34 protein-coding genes are annotated in these 20256 nt (G+C 40.5%); 33 read left to right on the top strand and 1 reads right to left on the bottom strand.

Annotated features, from left to right (window positions below; translation table 11 throughout):
- Positions 1-82 precede the first annotated feature (82 nt).
- The 15 genes from E7303_RS08395 (at position 83) to E7303_RS08320 (ending at position 10161) form a co-directional block, all read left to right on the top strand.
- Complete coding sequence (locus E7303_RS08395) at positions 83-598, top strand: hypothetical protein (protein WP_292144766.1); 516 nt, start codon at positions 83-85, stop codon at positions 596-598.
- A gap of 182 nt (positions 599-780) precedes the next feature.
- On the top strand, positions 781-1917 hold the full coding sequence (locus tag E7303_RS08390) for a PDDEXK nuclease domain-containing protein (protein WP_292144764.1): 1137 nt from the start codon (positions 781-783) through the stop codon (positions 1915-1917).
- A gap of 189 nt (positions 1918-2106) precedes the next feature.
- A complete protein-coding gene (locus E7303_RS08385) occupies positions 2107-2670 on the top strand; it encodes a hypothetical protein (protein WP_292144763.1) in 564 nt (187 codons plus the stop codon).
- Between the two features lie 15 nt (positions 2671-2685).
- Positions 2686-2886 carry a DUF6462 family protein gene (locus E7303_RS08380; protein ID WP_292144762.1) on the top strand — a complete coding sequence of 67 codons (201 nt, stop codon included), beginning with the start codon at positions 2686-2688 and terminating at the stop codon, positions 2884-2886.
- Between the two features lie 146 nt (positions 2887-3032).
- Positions 3033-4271: a tyrosine-type recombinase/integrase gene (locus E7303_RS08375; RefSeq protein ID WP_292144761.1), complete on the top strand. Its 1239-nt coding sequence runs from the start codon at positions 3033-3035 to the stop codon at positions 4269-4271.
- Positions 4272-4854: 583 nt separating this feature from the next.
- Positions 4855-5334, top strand: coding sequence for a DUF6462 family protein (locus E7303_RS18020; protein WP_330364400.1), 480 nt, complete (start codon positions 4855-4857; stop codon positions 5332-5334).
- Positions 5327-6139, top strand: coding sequence for a ParA family protein (locus E7303_RS08360; protein WP_292144760.1), 813 nt, complete (start codon positions 5327-5329; stop codon positions 6137-6139). The genes E7303_RS18020 and E7303_RS08360 overlap by 8 nt, the downstream gene beginning before the upstream one ends.
- Positions 6102-7019, top strand: coding sequence for a ParB/RepB/Spo0J family partition protein (locus E7303_RS08355; protein ID WP_292144759.1), 918 nt, complete (start codon positions 6102-6104; stop codon positions 7017-7019). Before E7303_RS08360 ends, E7303_RS08355 begins: the two co-directional genes overlap by 38 nt.
- A 2-nt stretch (positions 7020-7021) precedes the next feature.
- Positions 7022-7387, top strand: coding sequence for a replication initiator protein A (locus E7303_RS08350; protein ID WP_026491487.1), 366 nt, complete (start codon positions 7022-7024; stop codon positions 7385-7387).
- Positions 7388-7455: 68 nt separating this feature from the next.
- On the top strand, positions 7456-8400 hold the full coding sequence (locus E7303_RS08345; RefSeq protein WP_292144758.1) for a DUF6017 domain-containing protein: 945 nt from the start codon (positions 7456-7458) through the stop codon (positions 8398-8400).
- Between the two features lie 82 nt (positions 8401-8482).
- A complete protein-coding gene (locus E7303_RS08340; RefSeq protein ID WP_292144756.1) occupies positions 8483-8923 on the top strand; it encodes a hypothetical protein in 441 nt (146 codons plus the stop codon).
- A 40-nt stretch (positions 8924-8963) separates the two neighbouring features.
- Positions 8964-9269, top strand: a complete 306-nt coding sequence (locus E7303_RS08335) for a hypothetical protein (RefSeq protein WP_292144754.1) — start codon at positions 8964-8966, stop codon at positions 9267-9269.
- A 17-nt stretch (positions 9270-9286) separates the two neighbouring features.
- The gene (locus E7303_RS08330) at positions 9287-9436 is read left to right on the top strand and encodes a hypothetical protein (protein WP_242879415.1); all 150 of its coding nucleotides are present in this window, start codon (positions 9287-9289) and stop codon (positions 9434-9436) included.
- Positions 9433-9777 (top strand): helix-turn-helix domain-containing protein, encoded by a 345-nt coding sequence (locus tag E7303_RS08325; protein WP_026509228.1) that lies wholly within the window; start codon positions 9433-9435, stop codon positions 9775-9777. Before E7303_RS08330 ends, E7303_RS08325 begins: the two co-directional genes overlap by 4 nt.
- Before the next feature lie 18 nt (positions 9778-9795).
- A complete protein-coding gene (locus E7303_RS08320) occupies positions 9796-10161 on the top strand; it encodes a hypothetical protein (protein WP_292144748.1) in 366 nt (121 codons plus the stop codon).
- A 318-nt stretch (positions 10162-10479) separates the two neighbouring features.
- Here E7303_RS08320 and E7303_RS08315 read toward each other — a convergent pair whose 3' ends face one another.
- Positions 10480-10605 (bottom strand): hypothetical protein, encoded by a 126-nt coding sequence (locus tag E7303_RS08315; protein ID WP_292144747.1) that lies wholly within the window; start codon positions 10603-10605, stop codon positions 10480-10482.
- 71 nt (positions 10606-10676) lie between these two features.
- On the opposite strand from E7303_RS08315, the gene E7303_RS08310 reads away from it, so the two are divergent.
- The 18 genes from E7303_RS08310 (at position 10677) to E7303_RS08225 (ending at position 20135) form a co-directional block, all read left to right on the top strand.
- Positions 10677-12014, top strand: a complete 1338-nt coding sequence (locus tag E7303_RS08310; protein ID WP_292144741.1) for a dicarboxylate/amino acid:cation symporter — start codon at positions 10677-10679, stop codon at positions 12012-12014.
- 98 nt (positions 12015-12112) lie between these two features.
- On the top strand, positions 12113-12955 hold the full coding sequence (gene larE, locus E7303_RS08305) for an ATP-dependent sacrificial sulfur transferase LarE (protein ID WP_292144738.1): 843 nt from the start codon (positions 12113-12115) through the stop codon (positions 12953-12955).
- A gap of 33 nt (positions 12956-12988) precedes the next feature.
- Complete coding sequence (locus E7303_RS08300; RefSeq protein ID WP_292144737.1) at positions 12989-13210, top strand: hypothetical protein; 222 nt, start codon at positions 12989-12991, stop codon at positions 13208-13210.
- 13 nt (positions 13211-13223) lie between these two features.
- Entirely contained in the window at positions 13224-13421 is a 198-nt protein-coding gene (locus tag E7303_RS08295; RefSeq protein ID WP_026488946.1) for a hypothetical protein, read from the top strand.
- Between the two features lie 89 nt (positions 13422-13510).
- Complete coding sequence (locus E7303_RS08290; RefSeq protein ID WP_292144734.1) at positions 13511-13912, top strand: flavodoxin family protein; 402 nt, start codon at positions 13511-13513, stop codon at positions 13910-13912.
- A gap of 12 nt (positions 13913-13924) precedes the next feature.
- The gene (locus tag E7303_RS08285) at positions 13925-14371 is read left to right on the top strand and encodes a flavodoxin (protein WP_091872987.1); all 447 of its coding nucleotides are present in this window, start codon (positions 13925-13927) and stop codon (positions 14369-14371) included.
- A gap of 18 nt (positions 14372-14389) precedes the next feature.
- A complete protein-coding gene (locus E7303_RS08280) occupies positions 14390-14986 on the top strand; it encodes a histidine phosphatase family protein (RefSeq protein ID WP_292144731.1) in 597 nt (198 codons plus the stop codon).
- An 18-nt stretch (positions 14987-15004) separates the two neighbouring features.
- Positions 15005-15541 (top strand): flavin reductase, encoded by a 537-nt coding sequence (locus E7303_RS08275; protein ID WP_292144730.1) that lies wholly within the window; start codon positions 15005-15007, stop codon positions 15539-15541.
- Between the two features lie 28 nt (positions 15542-15569).
- A complete protein-coding gene (locus tag E7303_RS08270; RefSeq protein ID WP_292144729.1) occupies positions 15570-15887 on the top strand; it encodes a glutaredoxin domain-containing protein in 318 nt (105 codons plus the stop codon).
- A 31-nt stretch (positions 15888-15918) separates the two neighbouring features.
- Positions 15919-16443 (top strand): nitroreductase, encoded by a 525-nt coding sequence (locus E7303_RS08265; RefSeq protein ID WP_292144728.1) that lies wholly within the window; start codon positions 15919-15921, stop codon positions 16441-16443.
- Positions 16444-16695: 252 nt separating this feature from the next.
- Positions 16696-17025 (top strand): hypothetical protein, encoded by a 330-nt coding sequence (locus E7303_RS08260; protein ID WP_292144726.1) that lies wholly within the window; start codon positions 16696-16698, stop codon positions 17023-17025.
- 53 nt (positions 17026-17078) lie between these two features.
- Positions 17079-17357 carry a type II toxin-antitoxin system RelE/ParE family toxin gene (locus E7303_RS08255; RefSeq protein WP_091757556.1) on the top strand — a complete coding sequence of 93 codons (279 nt, stop codon included), beginning with the start codon at positions 17079-17081 and terminating at the stop codon, positions 17355-17357.
- Positions 17358-17374: 17 nt separating this feature from the next.
- Positions 17375-17671 (top strand): HigA family addiction module antitoxin, encoded by a 297-nt coding sequence (locus tag E7303_RS08250; RefSeq protein WP_074891508.1) that lies wholly within the window; start codon positions 17375-17377, stop codon positions 17669-17671.
- A gap of 128 nt (positions 17672-17799) precedes the next feature.
- Complete coding sequence (locus E7303_RS08245; protein WP_292144725.1) at positions 17800-18354, top strand: GNAT family N-acetyltransferase; 555 nt, start codon at positions 17800-17802, stop codon at positions 18352-18354.
- Between the two features lie 122 nt (positions 18355-18476).
- Entirely contained in the window at positions 18477-18845 is a 369-nt protein-coding gene (gene crcB, locus E7303_RS08240; protein WP_026497041.1) for a fluoride efflux transporter CrcB, read from the top strand.
- Positions 18846-18878: 33 nt separating this feature from the next.
- Complete coding sequence (locus E7303_RS08235) at positions 18879-19295, top strand: GNAT family N-acetyltransferase (protein WP_292144723.1); 417 nt, start codon at positions 18879-18881, stop codon at positions 19293-19295.
- A gap of 13 nt (positions 19296-19308) precedes the next feature.
- A complete protein-coding gene (locus E7303_RS08230) occupies positions 19309-19668 on the top strand; it encodes a hypothetical protein (RefSeq protein ID WP_292144720.1) in 360 nt (119 codons plus the stop codon).
- Positions 19669-19820: 152 nt separating this feature from the next.
- Entirely contained in the window at positions 19821-20135 is a 315-nt protein-coding gene (locus tag E7303_RS08225) for a TfoX/Sxy family protein (RefSeq protein WP_090165682.1), read from the top strand.
- The last annotated feature ends 121 nt before the right edge of the window (positions 20136-20256 follow it).

Genomic DNA, 20256 nt, shown 5'->3' with positions numbered 1-20256 from the left:
TGGATATATCGTGAGCTTTGCGGCTTCACAGAAGCATATAACAGATTTATTATTAGATAAAGCTAAGAGAGGGACAATTATAATGAAGTATTACAGAATAGAAGCAATGGATTTTGATAGAGAACAGACTATTGGAGGATATGTTAGCGCAGCACTTGCCATGACATTTAAGGCTCTTGGAATTCAGCCAACAGATTCTGCAGAGGAGCTTACAGAGGCTCTGGAGAATACGGATAATAAGAATGCGCTGGAGATATATAAGATCATGTCGATACTTGGGGATATAGCCCAGCCTGAAATATATGTAAATCACAGGGACAGTTATTACTGTCTGTATAATCATGATGAGATGGAAGACCTTCTTCCGTTCTTTGTACAGCTGGACTCTCTTATCAGAATCGAGAGCGGCAACCAGTTCTTTTTAATATGTAAGGACTTTGAAGTTCCTGATGAAGCAATTGCATATGAGGATGGGGCTCAGATTGTGATTTCCAACGAAGATTATGAGAAATGCAGAGTTGACGGGCAGTACTGGGAAGTGATGTTTATGGAAAGCCTGGATGAAGACGAGATTTGGGAAGATCTTGATCTGGGGTAAATAGCAGGAGTCGGGCTTATATAATTGAACGACAAATTCAATGACAGCCAATGTTTTTCCCTGTATAATTTGAGTACTACGGGTGGATGACTGATATTTGGGGGATGCTGCAACAACCAGGAGTTGAATGACAAATGCTCACCCTAAACGTATAATTGACTATTGAAGGAGATAAATGTTGTATGGAAGAGTATTCTTTTGATAATCTGGTCCTTGATGTAAAAAATGTCCATGATGCGACCAGCAATAGAGCCAAGAGTGCTGTAAATCAACTGCTTACCATAAGAAACTGGGCTATCGGATATTACATAGTTGAGTTCGAGCAGAATGGTAAAAACAGGGCAGAGTATGGCACAAACCTTTTAAACAAATTGGCTGATAAGCTCAGCATAAAAGGACTTGAGAGAAATCAGCTTAATTTGTGCAGGATTTTTTATATTAAGTACCCTCAGATTTGCTCGACAGTGTCGAGCAAATTGAAAGGTATAAGTGAAATCAAGGAATTGCCTGATTTTACTATAAAGACATTATCAGAAATCAGTTCTAAAGAGGATAATGAAATTTGCTCGACGGTGTCAAGCAAATTCGAAACAGCCCCGGAGTTACTTATAACAAAGCTTTCCTTCTCGCATATAAGGGAAATAATGAAGCTTGATGATCCTTTTGAAAGATTCTTTTACGAGTTTGAATGTATGCAGGGAGCCTGGAGCGTCAGGGAATTGCAGAGACAGATTAAAACAAACCTTTATGTACGTGCCGGAATCAGCAAGAAACCAGAACTGTTACTTAACAAGGTAAAAAACAAGGACTATTCTGCTGCGCTGACTATAAAGGATGCATTTACCTTTGAGTTCCTGGGAATTGATGACAGACTTGCTGTTACAGAGTCTGATATAGAAGAAGCCATGATCACTCATCTGCAGCAGTTCCTTCTTGAGCTTGGAAAGGGCTTTTGCCTTGAAGCGAGACAGAAGAGGATACTTATTGATGATGAGTACTATTATCCGGATCTTATCTTCTATCATAGATACCTGCACTGCAATGTAATCTTTGAATTGAAAGACCATGAGTTCAGGCATGAAGACCTGGGGCAGCTCAATGCATATGTGGCATATTACAAGAAAAATGAAATGTCTGAAGGAGACAACCCTCCAATCGGAGTACTCCTTTGCACTGATAAAGGACCACAGATGGTTGAGTATGCACTTTCCGGAATGGATAACAATCTTTTTGTATCAACATACATGCTTCATCTTCCTAATAAGGAGCAGCTGCGTGAATTCATGTTAAAGCAGATGAAAGAAGCAAATATAGACTGATAATGACTGATCAATGTTATGGCAGCTACAGAGAAAATCTGTAGCTGTTATTTTTTTGCCGGTAGACAGATTGGACACCGCAGTAGACACCTAATTGCTGGGATTAGGGCGTAAGCGGGCTTATGATTAAAGAGTCTTAAGACTTCTTATTAAATGCATGCATCAAAACATTTCAAAGAGGAGGGAAAAGTGGCTAAGAAAAATATTGTTGACCAATATATTGTTGCTGATGATGAAGCGAGAGTTGATATCATCCTGGATAATTATCCGGGCTTTAAGCGTAAGCTTGACGGTTATGTGAGCAGCCTCAGTGCAAGGATCCAGAGAGAACGTGCCAGTAATCGCAGAAGAGAGCTTGGTGATCTTGGTGTCAGGGTACAGACGTCTGGCGTGAGTAATCCTACGAAAAATGAAGCCTGTACTCATGCAGAGATAGAAGAAGCTATCAACAATGGCGACTGGATGACGGCTCTTAAAGGCTCTGATGATGTGCTTGGCAGAAGAGCTATCGTTGAGACAATCGGCGAGATGCGCTATCACTACACTGTTGTGTGTGGAATGGTAGATGGTCTTGATGATAATGACTACGTAGTCTTTACCAAGTATCTGGATACACATATGACCTATGATGAGCTCGCAGATTTTTTTAAATCAACACATGAATCGGTTAAGAGCCGGATTTACCGTTCACGGGCTTCGGTAAAACAGTGGGCTATCCCCCTTATGAAAAGTGAACTTTCAAATTGTGCTTAAGGAGGTACTACAGAAATGGCAACACCAAGAAGGCATCATAACTATGATGCAGCTGAATATCTGCAGTTGCAGGGGGCAATGGAGATTTACGATCTGGGCTATGAGCAGATAAAAGATCTGGCGAAAGAAGCCGGAGCACTCAGAAAAATGAAGAAGTCTGTTCTTATTAATAAGATGGTTCTGAACAGATATATCGAAGCTCATACAGCTTATTGATAAAAAGAAACTATAAACTGGTGTGATAAGACATGACATGGTTAGATTCCTGTTGAATCGGGAACTGATTTGATTCATAATAGAAGAGGATGAGTTCCTGCTGGATTTCTAGGCATGTCATGTTTCTTTTTGTAAAGGAGAATTACATGGCAAAGAAGAGAAAAGACAGCAAGGGCAACATTTTAAAGAAAGGTGAATGCGTAAGAAAGAGCGATGGACTCTATGTTTACACCTTTAGAGATCCTATCGGAAAGAGGCAGTACATCTACGCCAACAATATTGTTGAGCTGAGAGAAAGAGAAAAAGAGCTCTTTAGAGATCAGCTGGATGGCCTGGATATGTACGCAAGAGGAAGGGCTACGGTCAACACGACATACGACCGTTATATAGCCACCAAGAGCAACTTACGTGATTCCACCTTTAATGGTTACCAGTACACATATGATCATCTGGTCAGAGATTCTTTTGGAATGAAGATGATATCAGAGGTCAAGTATTCAGATGTGTTGCAGTTCTATCTCTACCTATTAAATGAGAAGAAGCTGAAGCTCACGACACTTGATTCAGTACACTGTGTTCTTCATCCTACGTTCCAGCTCGCAGTAAGAGACGACATCATTAGAAAGAATCCTACAGATGGAGTTATGGCAGAAGTAACCAAGAACTCCGGACAGACTAAAGGCAAGAGACACGCACTCACAAGAGAGCAGCAGAGAGCCTTCATGGACTATGTTGCATCGAATCCTGTTTTCAATCACTGGCTTCCACTCTTTACACTGCTTCTTGGTACCGGAACCCGCATTGGAGAAGCAATCTCACTTCGTTGGGAAGACATCAACTTTGAAACTGGCTATATAGAGATCAATCATGCGATTTCTTATTATCCCTCAAAGGGATCTAAGTCAGCTAAGCTTCAGGTTCACTTCCCCAAGACAGAGGCAGGTATCAGAAGAATTCCTATGACACGTAAGGTTAAGGAAGCGCTGCTTGCAGCCAAGGATGAGCAGGAAGAAGAGGGTGTGGTACAGCCCGTTCTGGAAGGACTTACAGGATTCGTTTTTCTTAATCGCTTCGGCGATGTGATGAATCCGCAGTCAGTCAATCGCATCATCAAGCGCATTGTAAGCAACTACAATTACACTGAGGAGCTTGAGGCTGTGAGAGAGCATAGGGAACCTTTTTTGCTTCCACCTTTCTCATGCCACATCCTGAGGCATACATTTGCAACCAGACTTTGTGAGTCTTGTACAAACTACAAGGTCATCCAGACTGTTATGGGTCACAAGCAGATTGAGACCACGCTGGACATCTATGCAGATGGTAGTGATGAGAAGAACAAGGACGTTTTCGATGAGCTCTCAGATGAATTTGACGACTTGTTATAACAGGCATTAAAACCAAAAGAGAATGACTCACTGAAGAGTCTAAGATCAATGGTTTGCAACAAATGAATGTGATTACAACAAACCTGCAACAACTGTACAGGGTTTTGCAGGGAATAAACGGGAAATAACTACTTATCCAAATCCCTTTCTAACAGGCATAAACAGTGATAAAAGGGAATAAAAGGGAAACATGGTAGAGTCATCCCGACCTTGAAGTCGAGCAAGTAATATAGTGCGTCTTAGAAAGTACAGGGAATCCATAGGAGTCCATATTCGTCCAATCAGGCAACTTTTTGACAGTTCCTTCATTGGACTCCTACGGAGCTATACGACGTTCTATGGATAATAATCGAGAAATCAAAGGACGCGCTATGACGAATTTTGGGGTTGGTCAAGGCCCTGAGGAATAGTCGGTTTATTTTTGGTAACAGTTTTAGCGGCGTATTTTTGATATAATTTCAATCTTTTAATAGAGAATCTGCATTTTAAGCCACATTTCTTTTCATCAAGGAATGTGGCTTTTTATCTTTTTAGTTCATTTCTTTCGTTTTACATCTCGTAACACCCAAAAGGAGGTTACAAGATGGTTCACAAATCAAATTCTCCACCGGATCTTGATAAGTATTTCAAGGGAAAACTGCATAATTTCGTCACCTACGAAGATGGTGCAAGGCTCTACAGCATTCCTTATTGGAGTTTCGTAAATTCAGTAAAGGAAGCCGGGGCCAATAGGATGATCAGACAGCGGGTACTGGTTGATCAGGACATCTATGAAAAGTTTATTGAAGATAATTGCCGGTACGAGGAAACAGTAAAGGAGAACAAGGAAATGCCTAAAAGACGAATTGTCCCTAACCTGGAGGAAATGGTTAAAAAGGGAAAAAAGAAATATGTGCGTTACCAGGAAGGCGCTGAGCTCTACTCAATGGGGCTACATACTTTTGAAAAGCTGGCTAAGGATGCAAGAGCCACAAGAAAGGTAAGAGGAGTTGTTCTGTGTAACACGGAAAAAATTGATGAGTTTATAGAATCATGTTGGGAGGAGGACGATTTTTATGAGTAAGGTTATCAGCGTAGCAAACCAGAAAGGCGGTGTGGGAAAAACCGTCACCAGCGTAAATCTAGGTATTGGTCTTGCAAGAGAAGGCTATAAGGTCCTTATGATCGACGCGGATCCTCAGGGCAGCATGTCAATCAGCCTTGGCTGTGATGAACCGGACAGACTTGATTACTCTCTTGCCACAGCACTTGTAAATATCATCAATGACGAGCCTGTAGATATAACAAAAGGCCTCATTCATCATCCTGAAGGTGTAGATCTTATGCCGGGAAATATTGAGCTTTCAAGTTTGGAAATCAGCATGACCGGAGTTATCAGCAGGGAGACAATCCTTAAAGAGTACGTAGACAAGGCCAGAGAAGTATATGACTTCATTATTATTGATTGTATGCCTTCTCTTGGAATGATGACCATAAATGCCCTGGCTTGTGCTGATTCTGTAATCATTCCATGCCAGGCCGCATATCTTCCTGTAAAGGGTCTGCAACAGCTTATAAAGACAATTGGAAGAGTAAAGCGTCAGCTTAATCCTAAGCTCGAAATCGACGGAATTCTCATCACTATGGTGGATAACAGGACCAATTATGCAAAAGACATTTCGGCTCAGATTTACGAAGCTTATTCATCAAGTATAAATGTTTTTGAGACAGAGATCCCGTTATCAGTTAGAGCTGCAGAAATAAGCGCTTCAGGAAGCAGCCTCTACGTATATGATCCAAAAGGAAAAGCAGCATTTGCTTACACATCATTCATAAGGGAGGTAATGGACAATGGCACAAAGAGTTGGACAGAAAGTAAAGCTATCTAGTATTGATGAGCTCCTGGGCGTTCCAAGCATGGAGGGAACTGTAGATCTTGATGTTATGACAATTTATCCTTTCGAGAATCATCCTTTCAGAGTTGTAGATGATGAAAAGATGGATGAGCTTGTTGAGAGCATCAAGGAAAGCGGTGTTCTCACTCCGGTTCTTGTAAGACCGGATGATGAGGGCAATTATGAGATGATCTCAGGGCACAGACGTCTTCATGCGGCAAAAAGAGCTGGACTTAGGAAGATCCCTGCAATCATTAAGGAAATGACCAATGATGATGCCACAATTGCCATGGTTAATGCAAATATGCAGAGGGAAGAGATACTTCCTAGTGAAAAGGCATTTGCATATAAGATGAAGCTTGAAGCCATTAGACGTCAGGGTAAACGACCAGATTCAACTTGTGTTCAAGTTGAACACAAGTTAGGAATGAAGTCACGAGATATTATTGCTGAAGAAATGGGAACAAGTGCAGTTCAGGTATCAAGGTATATTAGGCTTACAGAACTTATTCCCAAACTTCTTGATATGGTTGATGAAGGTAGACTGGCGCTTTCCTGTGCAGTCGAGATTTCTTTTCTTAACCATACATATCAACAGTGGGTATGGGAATATATCCACGAAAACGGCATGATCAAGCAGGAACAGCTCATGGATCTCCGCCAATATCGTGATGATGACTCTCTCACTCAGGAACAGATGATAGACATCCTTATACAGAAGAGAGCCACACCACAGATCAAGAAGAAAGTTACGTTTAACGAAAGAAAGCTCAACAAGTATTTTCCTGCCTACTACTCTCAGTCTGAGATCGAGAGGATCATGATCAGCCTACTGGAGGAATGGAAAAGAACTCATGAAAGCGAGGACACTTAATAATGATGGAATACTTTTATGGTGCGCAGTCAGCACAGTTTGCTTCGGTGGAGATTCCCAAGGAGCTTCTGACAGGGAAGGTGTTTTCTTCCCTGTCTCCCGGAGCCAAGCTTATGTACGCTGTGCTTCTCGACAGAATGCGTGAAGCCAAAAGGCACAGCTGGTATGACGAGCAGAACCGGGTGTATATTCTTTATCCACTGAGAAAATTGGAAGAAGACATTGGCTTTTCCAGGCACACAGTAATCGACTGTATGAAAGAGCTTGAGGATATTGGACTTATATTGCGACTACAGGAAAAGGGAAAGCCCAATAAGATTTACGTCAAGAATTTCAACAGACAAAAGATTTTTCAGCTGATTGGGTAGTGCAAATATTGCACCACTATACGTCATAGAACGTCGTAGAAAGTCATTGAATGGAGGAGAAAAGAGCTTTGAACGACAAGATAACATTTGACTATTTTTATGGTCAGGAATCTGAAATGCATGCTTATTACAGGCTGCCTAAGCTTCTTTTTACAAATAAGATATTCAGAAACATGAGCTCTGATGCCAAGATCCTGTATGGTCTGATGCTGGATAGAATGTCAATTTCGCAGAAAAACAAGTGGATAGATAGCGAAAATAGGGCATTTATCATATATTCACAGCAGGAAGCCATGGAAATGCTGGGATGTAAGGAGAATAAGGCTATAAATCTTTTTAAGGAGCTGGAGGCTATAGGGCTCATGGAACGCAAGAGGCAGGGCCAGGGGAAAGCAGCTTTATTGTACCTGAAGGACTTCGTTGAGGAAGATTCAGAAGAAGTTCAGACCCGGGAAAAACCAATGTCTGAACAAAATGATGAAGTTTCAGACATGGGAAAAACCAAGGTCAAGACCTTTGAAAAAACAATGTCTAGAGATGGGAAAAATCAAGGTCTAGACATGGGAAAAACCAACCCTAATTATATTAATACTAATAATACTAACTTAGTTAAAATAACAAATCATATCACATCGATGGAGCCGGATCTGAATGATGACTACAGAGCGTATTATGAGATTCTCAGAGAAAACCTCGATATGGATACCATGATAGAGCGTCATCCGGAATACAGGGATGATCTTGAGGGAGTCTTTGACCTGATTCTTGAGACAGTTCTTTCCACCCGGAAGACAATCTGGATTGCCAAGAATGAGTATCCCAAGGATCTGGTGAAGTCCAAGTTCTTAAAGCTCAACCACATGCACCTTGAGTACGTGATCGACTGCCTAAAGAGCAACACCACCAAGATCACCCACATCAAGAACTACATGTTGGCAGCCCTGTTTAATGCTCCTTCAACCATGAGCAGTTACTACCAGGCAGAAGTTAACCACAACATGTATGGCACATAATCGTTATATTGACAACATTGTACAACACTCATATAATTTAACTGTAAGTGAACATAAAACAACACTCATGGAGGGAAAAGATATGCCAAGAGTTAATTTAGCAATCACACAGGAATTATATGATCAGATCGAGAAAGCAGCCAAGAAGGAGAACGTAACAGTCAACTACTACATCTGCGATATGTTGGAGGAGAAGTTCGGCAAAAGAACTGTCTACGACTATACACTTGCCATCAACAACATGATCGCTGAGGCCAAAACAATGAAAGCAGAATTCGTCCTGGCAGATCTTCCAACCTTCGCAGGTGTAAATGATGTTCTGATTGAGTACGAGATAAAAGAGTCACCGGCCCAGGTCAGATCCCGTCTTGGCAAGATGTTTACAGAAGCAGTCAAGAAAGGGAATGCCAAAGGCATCGAGAGGGCTGTGATTGAAAGAAATGGTGTAGAAGAGTTCAAATCTGCTTCAAGAGCTGCTGTCTACTGTAACAAACTATATAAACAAAAGAAAAACAGCAAGTGAGTGACCTGAGCTTCAGCCACTCTACGCTGGGGGAGGGGCTATGTTCATATTAAAGATTTTGATGAAGTTGGTGTTGTTCCCACTGGTTCTGATACTTTTCTTTCTGAGAATCTGGGTAGAACTACTATACAAAATTGGAGAGGTTGCATTCGGACTGTTCTGCATAGTAATGCTGGTTATATTTGCTGTTAATGTTTGGGTAATGTTCAAATGGCAGATGTGGGAGCCACTTGTAATTGATATTGGGATTGCTTTTGTAATATATCTGGGGGCACTAGGTACAACCGGAATAGTAATGGCATTTCAGGCGCTTACTGATAAGCTTATGGAGTTATTAGAATCGTGATTTCAAAATGAGAGTTGTTGATACCCTATCAGATAGGGTATATTATTAATGGTAGTAGGAGATTATATGGCAAGAAAGAAAAAGATAATCTATCTAAAGAGGAAAGAAATAATATCAAGAAGGCAATAGGTATTCTTGAAAAGAGCCTCGGAGGTGGCAAGAAATGAATGATAGTGTTTATGAAAGCATTATGACAGGCCTTAATGAAGCTATTGAAGATGCAACCAGTAAAAAGCCAATACTAAAGAGACAAAAAGTTACTGTGGAACCTGTAAAAGTGTATGAAGCAGAAGATGTAAAAAGAATTAGAAATACTACAGGAATGTCACAAAAAACCTTTGCAAGTTATATGGGAGTATCAGATAAAACGGTTGAAGCATGGGAATCTGGTACTAATCATCCATCTGGAGCTGCTAGCAGAATACTAAATATGATGGAGATTGACAAGGATTTGGTGATTAAGTTTCCTTTTGTTAGTAATGTGCAAGATAAAAAGGCCCTTCAGTGAAAATGATTACAAAAGCCATTGGAGGCGCTGGGGAGCAAATACGGTCACAGGATCAAACTGCTGTACGGCTGCAGCACCGAGGATGGCATCCTTGCACAGTACAGCAATTATGAAAATACAGGTGATTTTGCAGCTACGGAAGAATGGCGCGGTAAGATGAAGCGGGGCTTCCAGAACCGCGTCCAGAGGTTACACAAGGCGGGAATCAACATTTCCTACTACATCAACGCCATTCCCGACAAGCAAACCGGAGGTACAAAGCACTGTATTTCCCAGGATAAGGCATGGCATGAAGCCTGGGTGAACGGCATATCCCCGGCGCAGTGGGTTTTGGATGCAGTGAATGGCAAATGCTATGACGTGGGTATGAACCTGTTGGAATAAACCATACACTGATTCTGTGGGGATTATTTTCTAAAAGCTCGGCAACTTTAAATAAAATCATGTCGTCATTGGAAAGCTTTGCCCAATTTGTATTAATTTGAAATAAGGCAGAATCTTCTAACATATCTATAAAACTGCACAGGTAAGCCTGCATTTGATAGCTTTTTCCAGCAAAATTATGAGAGGACGAAGTTGGTGGTTATAGTCTAGGCTTATAGCCAACAATAACGATCATGTATTAGCCAGGAAGAGCAAGCTCTATTATGATTGATATCAACAGGAAACAAAAGGAAAGGATGGCGTGAGAAATGCTTAACTTCAGAAATCAGAAATCTGAATACATGTGTTGTCGAATGACAGAATTCCGGGCATCATATATGGCTGGCATGTTGTCGGATCGATGTTCATGCCATCAAGCATAATAAGTACCAGAACGTATGCCATATGCCCGGGAGACTCATTTGTCACCGGGCATATTTTTATCTTTGTTTCATGCAAATTGGAGGAGGATCATCATGGAGATCAATGTATTAGAAATTGGAGCACTAATAACAACACTGGTGTTTTTTGGAGTTTTATACTTCCTAAAAAGAAAACATGTAAATTTTGGTATCAGGACACTCATTGCGACTGCCTTTGGTGTTATCATTGGACTTATATTCAAAGAGAATTACAAGTATGTAGCAGCTTTTGGAACAGTTTATGTAAATGCACTTCAGGCATTTGTGGTTCCGCTCCTTTTGTTCAGCGTAATATCAAGTATCACAAATCTCGGAGATCAGGTTAAGCTTCATAAGGTAGGACTTAAGTCAGTTCTTTTCCTGCTCCTGAATACATTTACTGCAGCAGTTATTACTCTTGTAGCGGCCCTTTCGCTGGGACTTGGAAAAGGCTTCCAGTATACTGTAGAGGCGACTGAGGCGAAAGAGGTTCCTACAGCAGTTGAGGCTATTGTAGGTCTTTTCCCGAAAAATCTCATAAATGAATGGGGAAGCAACACTGTTGTACCTATTCTTATATTTGGTCTTGTTGTGGCACTGGCATATAACAGGGTTGTGAAAAAAGATGAATCGGTAAAACCTTTTAAAGCATTTGTTGACGCGGCAAATACAGTACTCGGCAGGGCGGTAAGTTTCATCGTATCATTTACACCTTATGCAGTCACAGCGCTTATTGCTAGGGCAGTTGGCAGAAGCAAGCTTGAAGATCTTTTACCACTTCTTTCCGTACTTGTTGTTGCATACGTACTTGCAGCAATACAGCTCTTTGGAGTTGAGAGTATTCTCATCGCTACAATCGGAAAGCTTAACCCTGTCACATTCCTTAAGAAGATCGCACCTGCAGGAATCGTAGCATTTACTTCACAGAGCAGTGTTGGAACACTCCCGGTAACAGTCAGCAAATTAAAAGAGGACCTTGGAGTTGACGGAGACGTTGCAGCATTCACAGCGGGGCTCGGAGCGAACCTGGGAATGCCAGGATGCGCAGGAATCTGGCCTGTACTTCTTGCAGTATTTACGATCAACCAGCAGGGGATCAGCTACTCAGCAGGGCAGTATGTGCTACTTATCGCACTTACACTTCTTGTTTCAATCGGAACCGTAGGAGTTCCAGGAACAGCTACAATCACAGCAACAGCTCTTTTCACAGCAGCAGGACTTCCGGTTGAGCTGATTGTTCTTTTCTCACCTATCTCATCAATCGTAGATATGGCCAGAACCGCAACAAATGTAGTTGGTGCTGCAGCAGCAACTGTGCTTACAGCTGAGACTGAAGGACTTCTTGATCATGAAGTATATAATGGAAAGGTTGCAGAAAAAGTGTCTGAATCTAAAGAAGCATCTGCGGCTTAAAACGAAATAAATGAATGAGGGAAGCTGGGCAGTCATAATTCTCATATAGGATTATGACTGCTTGGTTTGTGTATATAGAACGTAAATTGGAGATAAGAATGAAAATAAACAAAGACGATTTAAATGAAGAGCTTTTAAATAAGCTGAAAAAATTAGAAACATACATAGAGAGCCTTGGATCACTTGCAGTTGGTTTCTCCGGAGGGGTAGATTCTTCACTTTTATTGGCTGTAGCTAAAGAGGTACTTGGAGACAACGTGATCGCAGTGACAGGAGCAGATGCTTCTGTGCCCGAACGCGAAGTAAAAGAAGCTACTGAGTTTTGCAAGGAACGTGGAATAAAACATATTATTTGCAGAGTTAACCCTCTTAGTGAAGACGGTTATAGGCATAACGGACCAGACCGATGTTATTTTTGTAAACATGGTATTTTCACAGAAGTGAAAAGAATTGCGGATGAAAATGGGATATCATTTATGGCAGAGGGTTCTAATGTGGATGACATTGGAGATTACAGGCCGGGGCTTAAGGCAGCAGCTGAGCTTTCTGTAAAAAGTCCGCTTCGTGAGGCCGGCCTTAGAAAAAATGAAATAAGGATGATCTCGAAAGCAATGGGGCTTCCTACCTGGAGCAAACCAGCATATGCATGTCTTGCATCAAGATTCGTATATGGAGAAGAGATAACAGAAGAGAAGCTTTATATGATCGATCAGGCTGAACAGTTTCTTATAGAACACGGTTTCTTGGAAGAAAGGGTGAGGCTTCATGGCAATATAGCAAGGATTGAAGTTCCGGCAAAAGACATTCCGAAACTGGTTGAGGAAGACATAAGAGAATCAGTCTATAAAAGATTTACAGATTTAGGATTCAAGTTTGTTACTATAGATATGAAGGGCTATCGGCTTGGAAGCATGAATGCTACACTTAATAACGGAAAGTGAAAAAATGGATAAATGCTACTGGGAGGATGAGTAATGAAGTCTATCCTTATCAAAGATACAACTAAAGAAGAACGGGAACAGATAGTGAAGAACTCTCTTGACTGCGGAGGTGGCTGTGAGAACTGTTCTTCCTGCTGGCTTGGCGGTGGGAGTCCCTGGGATATATACAAGGACTACATCGATGGTAAAAAGGAAATTCGAGAGATAAACATGGAGTATATGGAAAGATATCGCCAAGACCGGCAGATACACTGAGGAGATTGTTGTTATGGCAGGTGCACCTGAGATAGGAAATTCCACTTTGGAAGAGCGCAGAGCATATATAAAAGAAAGATATCCATGCATTTCTGACTGTGACATGTGCGGACTTTGTAAGGTGTTTCGTGGAAAAGATGCAGAAACAGCATATAAAGATTACATAGATGGCAACAAGAGCTTTCTTGAAGTGTCTGCGTATTACAAATAAATAATGATAAATTTGACCTCTTGAAATTGATGATACATATGATACAATCATATTGCGCAAAATGTATAATTTCAAAGAGGTTTTTTGTTATGGATATCGCAGTAAGATACTGTTCTAAGACTAAATTTGGGAATACAAGGAGAATTGCTGAGGCAATAGCTGATGGGATTGGTGTAAAGGCAGTCAGCATAGCTGATGAACCAAAGCTCAAGGAAAAAGTAGATATTCTTTTTCTTGGTGGAGCTCCCTATGCAAATATTATGGCTCCCGAGCTTAAAGAATATGCGGAAAAGCTTGATTCTAAGATGGTTTCAAAGGTAGTCCTTTTTACAACTTCAAACTGGTCAAGAAGAACAGTCCTGGCGCTAAAGAAGATGCTTAAGGGGAAAGGGATAACTGTCTGTGAAGACTATTTCTATGCGCATATGCTTAATATAGATGGGAAACTTGAAGCAGCAAAAGAATTTGGGAAAAGGATGATTGAGAAATAGGAGGAAACAAGGATGAGTACATTAGTTACATTTTTCAGTGCTGAAGGAACAACAAAGAAAGTAGCTGAGGAGTTTGCGAAGAATATAAGGGCAGACATTTTTGAAATTGTGCCCAAGGAGCCGTATACAAAGGCTGATATCAACTACCTTAATCCACTTTCAAGATGCAACAAAGAGCAGATTGGTAAAAAGGACGTTCCGGTTGAAGGACAGGTTCAGGACTTCGGTAAATATGACACTGTATATGTTGGATTTCCTATCTGGTATGCAGCAGCACCAAGAGTAGTATACAGCTTTTGCAAAGGATATAGCTGGGAAGGTAAGAAGGTGTATGCCTTTGCAACATCAGGCGGAAGCGGAATAGGAAAGACTGCAGAGAAGCTCGAAGAGTATGTTAAAGGAGCGGCTTCTGTGGAGGCAAAGCTTGTACACAGCGCAAATGAGATTGAGAACTGGTAATCAGAAGAGGCCTGCGAAATGCTATACATTATACGGCATGGTGAAACAGAATTAAATAGTAAGCATGTTCTCCAGGGGCGTAGTGACAATGAGCTTGATTCCAAAGGCTTTGACCAGAGCAGAAAAGCTTCTGACTGGCTCAAGAAGGAAGGTATCTCTTTTACCAAAGTATATTCCAGTCCCTTGAAAAGAGCTGTGCAGACCGCAGAGTGTGTGGCTCCGGGAATCACTGTATCTATAGACGGACGTCTCATCGAGATGGATTATGGTCCATATGAAGGAATGAGCCTTCTTAAGCCAAAGAAAGAGGTCATAAAGTTCTTCAGCGATTTTGTAAATAATCCTGCTCCGGAAGGAATGGAACAGCTGGCTGATATAGTTGTAAGAACCGGAGAATTTGTGGATTCCATAAAGGATGAATGCTCACTGAAAAATGTGCTTATATCAACCCACGCAATAGCCATGAAGGGAATACTCGAATATCTTGATAAAGATTCAAAAGGCAGGTATTGGTCGAAGAATATCGGGAACTGTGAGATTTACAGAGTTGAATGCTCTGATGGAACCTTTGGAGTTCCGGAGAGTGTGTTTAGGATCAAGAAGCTATTGTTTTGAATTATGGAGGGTACGAAAATGAAGGAAAAAATCAATGTAACTGATTACGCCAACATTATTACAAAGGCACTTCCCAAGGGAATCCTATTAAATACATTTGCAAATGACAGGTTTAATTCAATGGTAATCGGCTGGGGACATCTTGGAACCCTGTGGAATAAGCCAACCTTTCATGTGTATGTCCGTCAGGGAAGATTTACAAAGGGACAGCTTGATAAGGCTGGCGAATTCACAATCAGCGTTCCACTTGAAAATCCGGATCCTCAGATAAACAAGATCTGCGGATGGCAGTCAGGTTTTAATATCGACAAAGTAAAAGAGGCAGGACTTGAGCTGGTGGATGCTGATACCATCAAGACTCCGGGAGTTAAGCAGTATCCTCTGACTATCGAGTGCAAAGTCCTGTATGCGCAGGATCAGGACCTTTCAAAGATTCCTGAAGATATAAGAGAAAAGACATATCCTCAGGATGTGGACGGGACATATCCCATGGCTAACAGAGATTTCCACACCATGTATGTTGGTGAGATAGTTGATGCGTATATCATCAAATAAAGGAGTTGGCAGATAAACAGGAGGAAACATGTTAAAGGTATATGGAAGTGAGATGTGCCCGGACTGCATTGAGTGTAAGTACAATCTGGACAGAAACAACATAGAATATGACAATATCGACATCACAAAGAGCCTTAAGGGTCTGAAGGAGTTTCTTAAACTTCGCGATAAGGATGAGGTTTTTGACGATGCAAAGGACAATGGATATATTGGGATTCCTGCGCTTGTGACTGATGATGGCAAGCTCACTCTGGATTGGGAAAGCTTCTTTACTCAGCAGGGAATCGAGGTTGTGCATCCTGTAGAAGCAGGAGCAGCTTGTGGTATAGACAGCAAGGGATGCTGATGTTGTCAAGATAAAATTGGAGGAAACTATAATGAACGAAGTGATCAAAGTATTGGAAAGCAGAAGAAGCTGCAGAAATTTCAAGCCTGAGATGATAAAAGAGGATGAGCTTAAGACCATCATCGAGGCAGGCACCTATGCTGCAACAGGAATGGGTAAGCAGAGTCCCATCATTATTGCTGTTACAGACAAAAATATGATAGATACAATTTCCGAAGAGAACAGAAAGATTGCTGGATGGAATGAAGGCTTTGACCCATTCTACGGTGCTCCGGTGATCCTTATCGTTCTTGCGGATAAGAACGTGCCTACATATATTTATGATGGTTCTCTTGTTATGGGAAATCTCATGAATGCTGCAGAGAGTCTTGGTGTTGGCAGCATCTGGATCCACAGGGCAAAAGAGGAATTTGAATCCGAGTTTGGAAAGATGATCCTCAAGAAGCTTGGAATCGAAGGTGATTATGAAGGTATCGGACACTGTGCTCTTGGATATGCAGCTGAGGCTGCAAAGGAAGCAGCTCCAAGAAAAGAAAATTACGTTTACTGCATCTGATAAGCACTTTGCGCAAATGAGCTGACAAGTCAGAAAAGGAGTTGTTTAATTTACTGTTAAATGGCTCCTTTTTTGATATAGTAGAAATTAGTTTTTATCGTGGAGGAAACTAAAGATTTATCTTAAGAGTAAGGCAGAGAATACTTTTTAAATTTCAGGATAATGAAATGACAAAAAAGATGAATATTGTATACAGATTAGGAACAAAACAGGATATAGATGCCATTTGTTTGCTGATTCAGCAGGCTAGCCTTGGTCCTTTCAGCTGTTGGTATTCTCATTATGAGGATTGATATCCTCAATGCAGCCAGTGCTGGCTTTATTCCATTATTCCTTACTCGTAACATGGGATTGGATTCAAAAACGTGCCTGATTATATATGTGGTAACTGTAATTGTTACGCTTATTCTTGAACATTGTTTTACTATTGCCAAGATCCTGGGAAGTATTATAGGATGCTTGGTTGTCGCTTTTCTATGCTATGAACTTAGTGATGTGACACCTATGAACACGCGGCTGATAATTACTGGTGTTGGAACAGTTATAACTATTTTGCTTAATATCAGATTCTGGAAAAGGTAAATAATAAAGAAAGGGAGTTTGACACCTGTAACGTTACAGGTTATAATAATGACATGATAAAATCGTTTGCACATAAAGGCTTAAAAGACTTCTATGAAACTGGTTCAAAGAAGGGAATTCAGCCAGATCATGCACCGAAATTAGCGAGAATGCTTGACCGATTGGATGCCAGTACCAGTGCTCAAGATATGAACTTGCCTGGGTATAGATTACACCCACTTAAAGGTGATAAGCAGGATATGTGGTCTGTTACTGTCAATGGTAATTGGAGAATGACTTTTTATTTTGAGGGTCAGGATGCATTTCTTGTAGACTACATGGACTATCACTGAGGAAGGAGGAAAAATACATGACTAGAAGACCGACACATCCAGGAAATGTATTCTTGGAAGATGTAATGAAACCATTGAATCTCACAGTTACCGATGCAGCGAGAATGCTAGGAGTAAGTAGAAAAGCATTGTCAGAGTTTGTTAATGAGAAAGCTTCTCTTAGCCCGGAAATGGCTATAAGGATAAGCAAGGCAACTAATACATCTCCAGAAAGCTGGATGAATATGCAACAGAAACTGACGCTTTGGACAGCACAACAAAATGAACCATCAAATGTAATACCTTTTCCTTTGGACGCAGTAAAAGAGGGATGATTGTAATAGCTCTGGAATCAAGATTTGATTAGTTGATGTCCGGGGCTATTTTATTTTTGTCTGAAAAAAGGTATGATAATCCATAAGTTGTCGGAAAAGATGATAGGGAAAAGGGAAAGTAGGATAAGATGAAGCATTGCGGGACACAGACTATCGAAACAGAAAGACTTATACTGAGGCAATTCAATAGTGAAGATGCCGATGCCATGTTTAAGAACTGGGCAAATGATGAAGAAGTTACTAAGTATCTGACTTGGCCACCTCATGGAACGGTGGATGTTACAACAGAGATTTTAAAACAGTGGGTGGATTCATATAAGGATGAAAAGTACTATCAGTGGGCTATTGTTCTAAAAGAAATAGATGAACCAATAGGAAGTATCTCTGCAGTTGGTATGAAAGAGAGTATAAACATGATTCATATCGGATACTGTATCGGAAGGTGCTGGTGGAATCAGGGTATTACATCTGAAGCATTAAAAGCAGTCATAGATTTCTTTTTTGACAAGGTGGAAGCAAATCGCATCGAATCAAGGCATGATGTTAATAATCCACACTCCGGTATGGTCATGAAAAAATGTGGAATGAAGTACGAAGGGACACTCCGTAGCTCAGATATTAACAACCAGGGACTTAATGATTCCAGTTGGTATGCAATTCTAAGATCAGACAGGCTTTTATAAGAAGACTGGAATGAAAAAGGCTGATGAAGTAATGAAATACAACCACATAGAATGGACGGAATGGACAGTATGAGTGACCGGTAGGAGTATATTTCAGTATATATGGCAATAGAGAGGTTGATATGAATTTTCTATTTGTAGCACTTGGTGGTGCCTTGGGTGCAGTAGCGCGATATGCAATAAGTCTGATTCCTGTTAAGACTTATTTTCCGATATTAACTCTGATTACAAATATCCTCGGTGCCATACTAATTGGATTCGTTGTTGGAATTACCAGTAACCGAGAAAGTGTATCTGATAATACCATTCTTTTCTGGAAGACAGGGGTGTGTGGAGGTTTTACCACATTCTCTACATTTTCCCTTGAAGCTTTTAATTTGTTTGAGAAGAAACAATATATGAATGGCGGATTATATGTGGCACTGAGTTGTTGTTGCTGCATATTTGGAATTCTATGCGGAAAGAAACTTGCGACGATAATAAAACTTTGAATTTCAGTAAAACTTACAATGGAGTGTTACATAATGAAGCTTAATGATATTGAACTCGTTGATAATATTCTTAAACCTGAAGATTTTGTGAGGCTTAGAAATGCTACAGCATTTGCTGATATTCCTATAGAACACGCAAGAAAGGCACTCAAGAATGGCCTTATAAATGTCTCTGCTTTGAAAAACGGTGAACTAATAGGAATGGGCAGACTTGTTGGCGATGGTGCGATGTATTGGTATCTGCAGGAAATAGTGGTTTTGCCTGAATATCAGGGCATGGGTATAGGGACCATGATTGTCAATCACCTTGTAGACTATGCTGTGAAGAATTCTTCTACAGGGAAATTCACTACTATAGGCGGAGTTTCTGCCAAGGGAAAAGAAGGTTTTTATCAGAAACTTGGTTTCGAAGTAATACCAAATGGCATTAGAAAAATGATAGAGATATAGGATTAACTTTCAGTTGAACGGAGGAAAAAAGATAGCTGGAGCAATTATTTCTGGTTTGATTTTCTGTATAGTTGCAATGATAATGCTTGGAATTGGAGTTAGTCAGCTAAAGAGTAAGGAACCTGTTGGTTTTTATACAGGAGAAAAACCTCCGAAAGTAGAACAATTATCAGATGTCAATTCATGGAATAAGAAACATGGCGTAATGTGGATCATTTATGGCATTTGTATTATTGGCTCGTGGATTTGTTCTGCGTTTATTGGAGGAGACAGCATATACTCCGTGATTCCGTTATGTATAGGCACGATTATTCCTATTCTGATTATGGTATTTCTTCATCACAAATGGGTGAAAAGGTATTTTATACAATAAATTCTGATTTCTCGGGGAGTAGATAATATGAATATAGTAATATATGGTTCTCAATATGGTACAGGTGGATTTTGTGGATTTAATCACGATAGAGCCAATTGTCAAAGCATGTTTTGAAATATAATTCCAGTTTGTTGAGAAGGAGGTTTTAAATGTCTTCAAGTAAAGATTATTTGGAATTCATTTTAGACCAGCTATCATCACTTGATGAAATTTCATACAAGGCAATGATGGGGGAATATATCATTTATTATCAGGGTAAGATTATCGGCGGAATCTATGATGATAGATTTCTTGTTAAACCAACTAAATCTGCAAAACAGATGATGCCTAACGCTCAATATGAAACACCCTATGAGGGAGCCAAGGAAATGCTGTTGGTTGATGACATAGATAACAAGGATTTCTTGAATAAGCTTTTGAATTCTATGGTTGATGAATTGCCTGCTCCAAAGAAAAAGAAATAAGCAAATCCAATTTGTCGAGATGAGGCGATAGTAAGCTTAATTATAGTATTGTTTATGAGGACTAGATAGAAAATGGTAAGAGAAGCTAATAAAGGCGATTTAAATCAGCTATTACGATTAT

The organism is Butyrivibrio sp. (genome assembly GCF_015056685.1).
GTDB lineage: Bacteria > Bacillota > Clostridia > Lachnospirales > Lachnospiraceae > Butyrivibrio.
The sequence above is the reverse complement of the archived record's forward strand: the minus strand, read 5'-3'. Positions and strand labels throughout refer to the sequence as shown.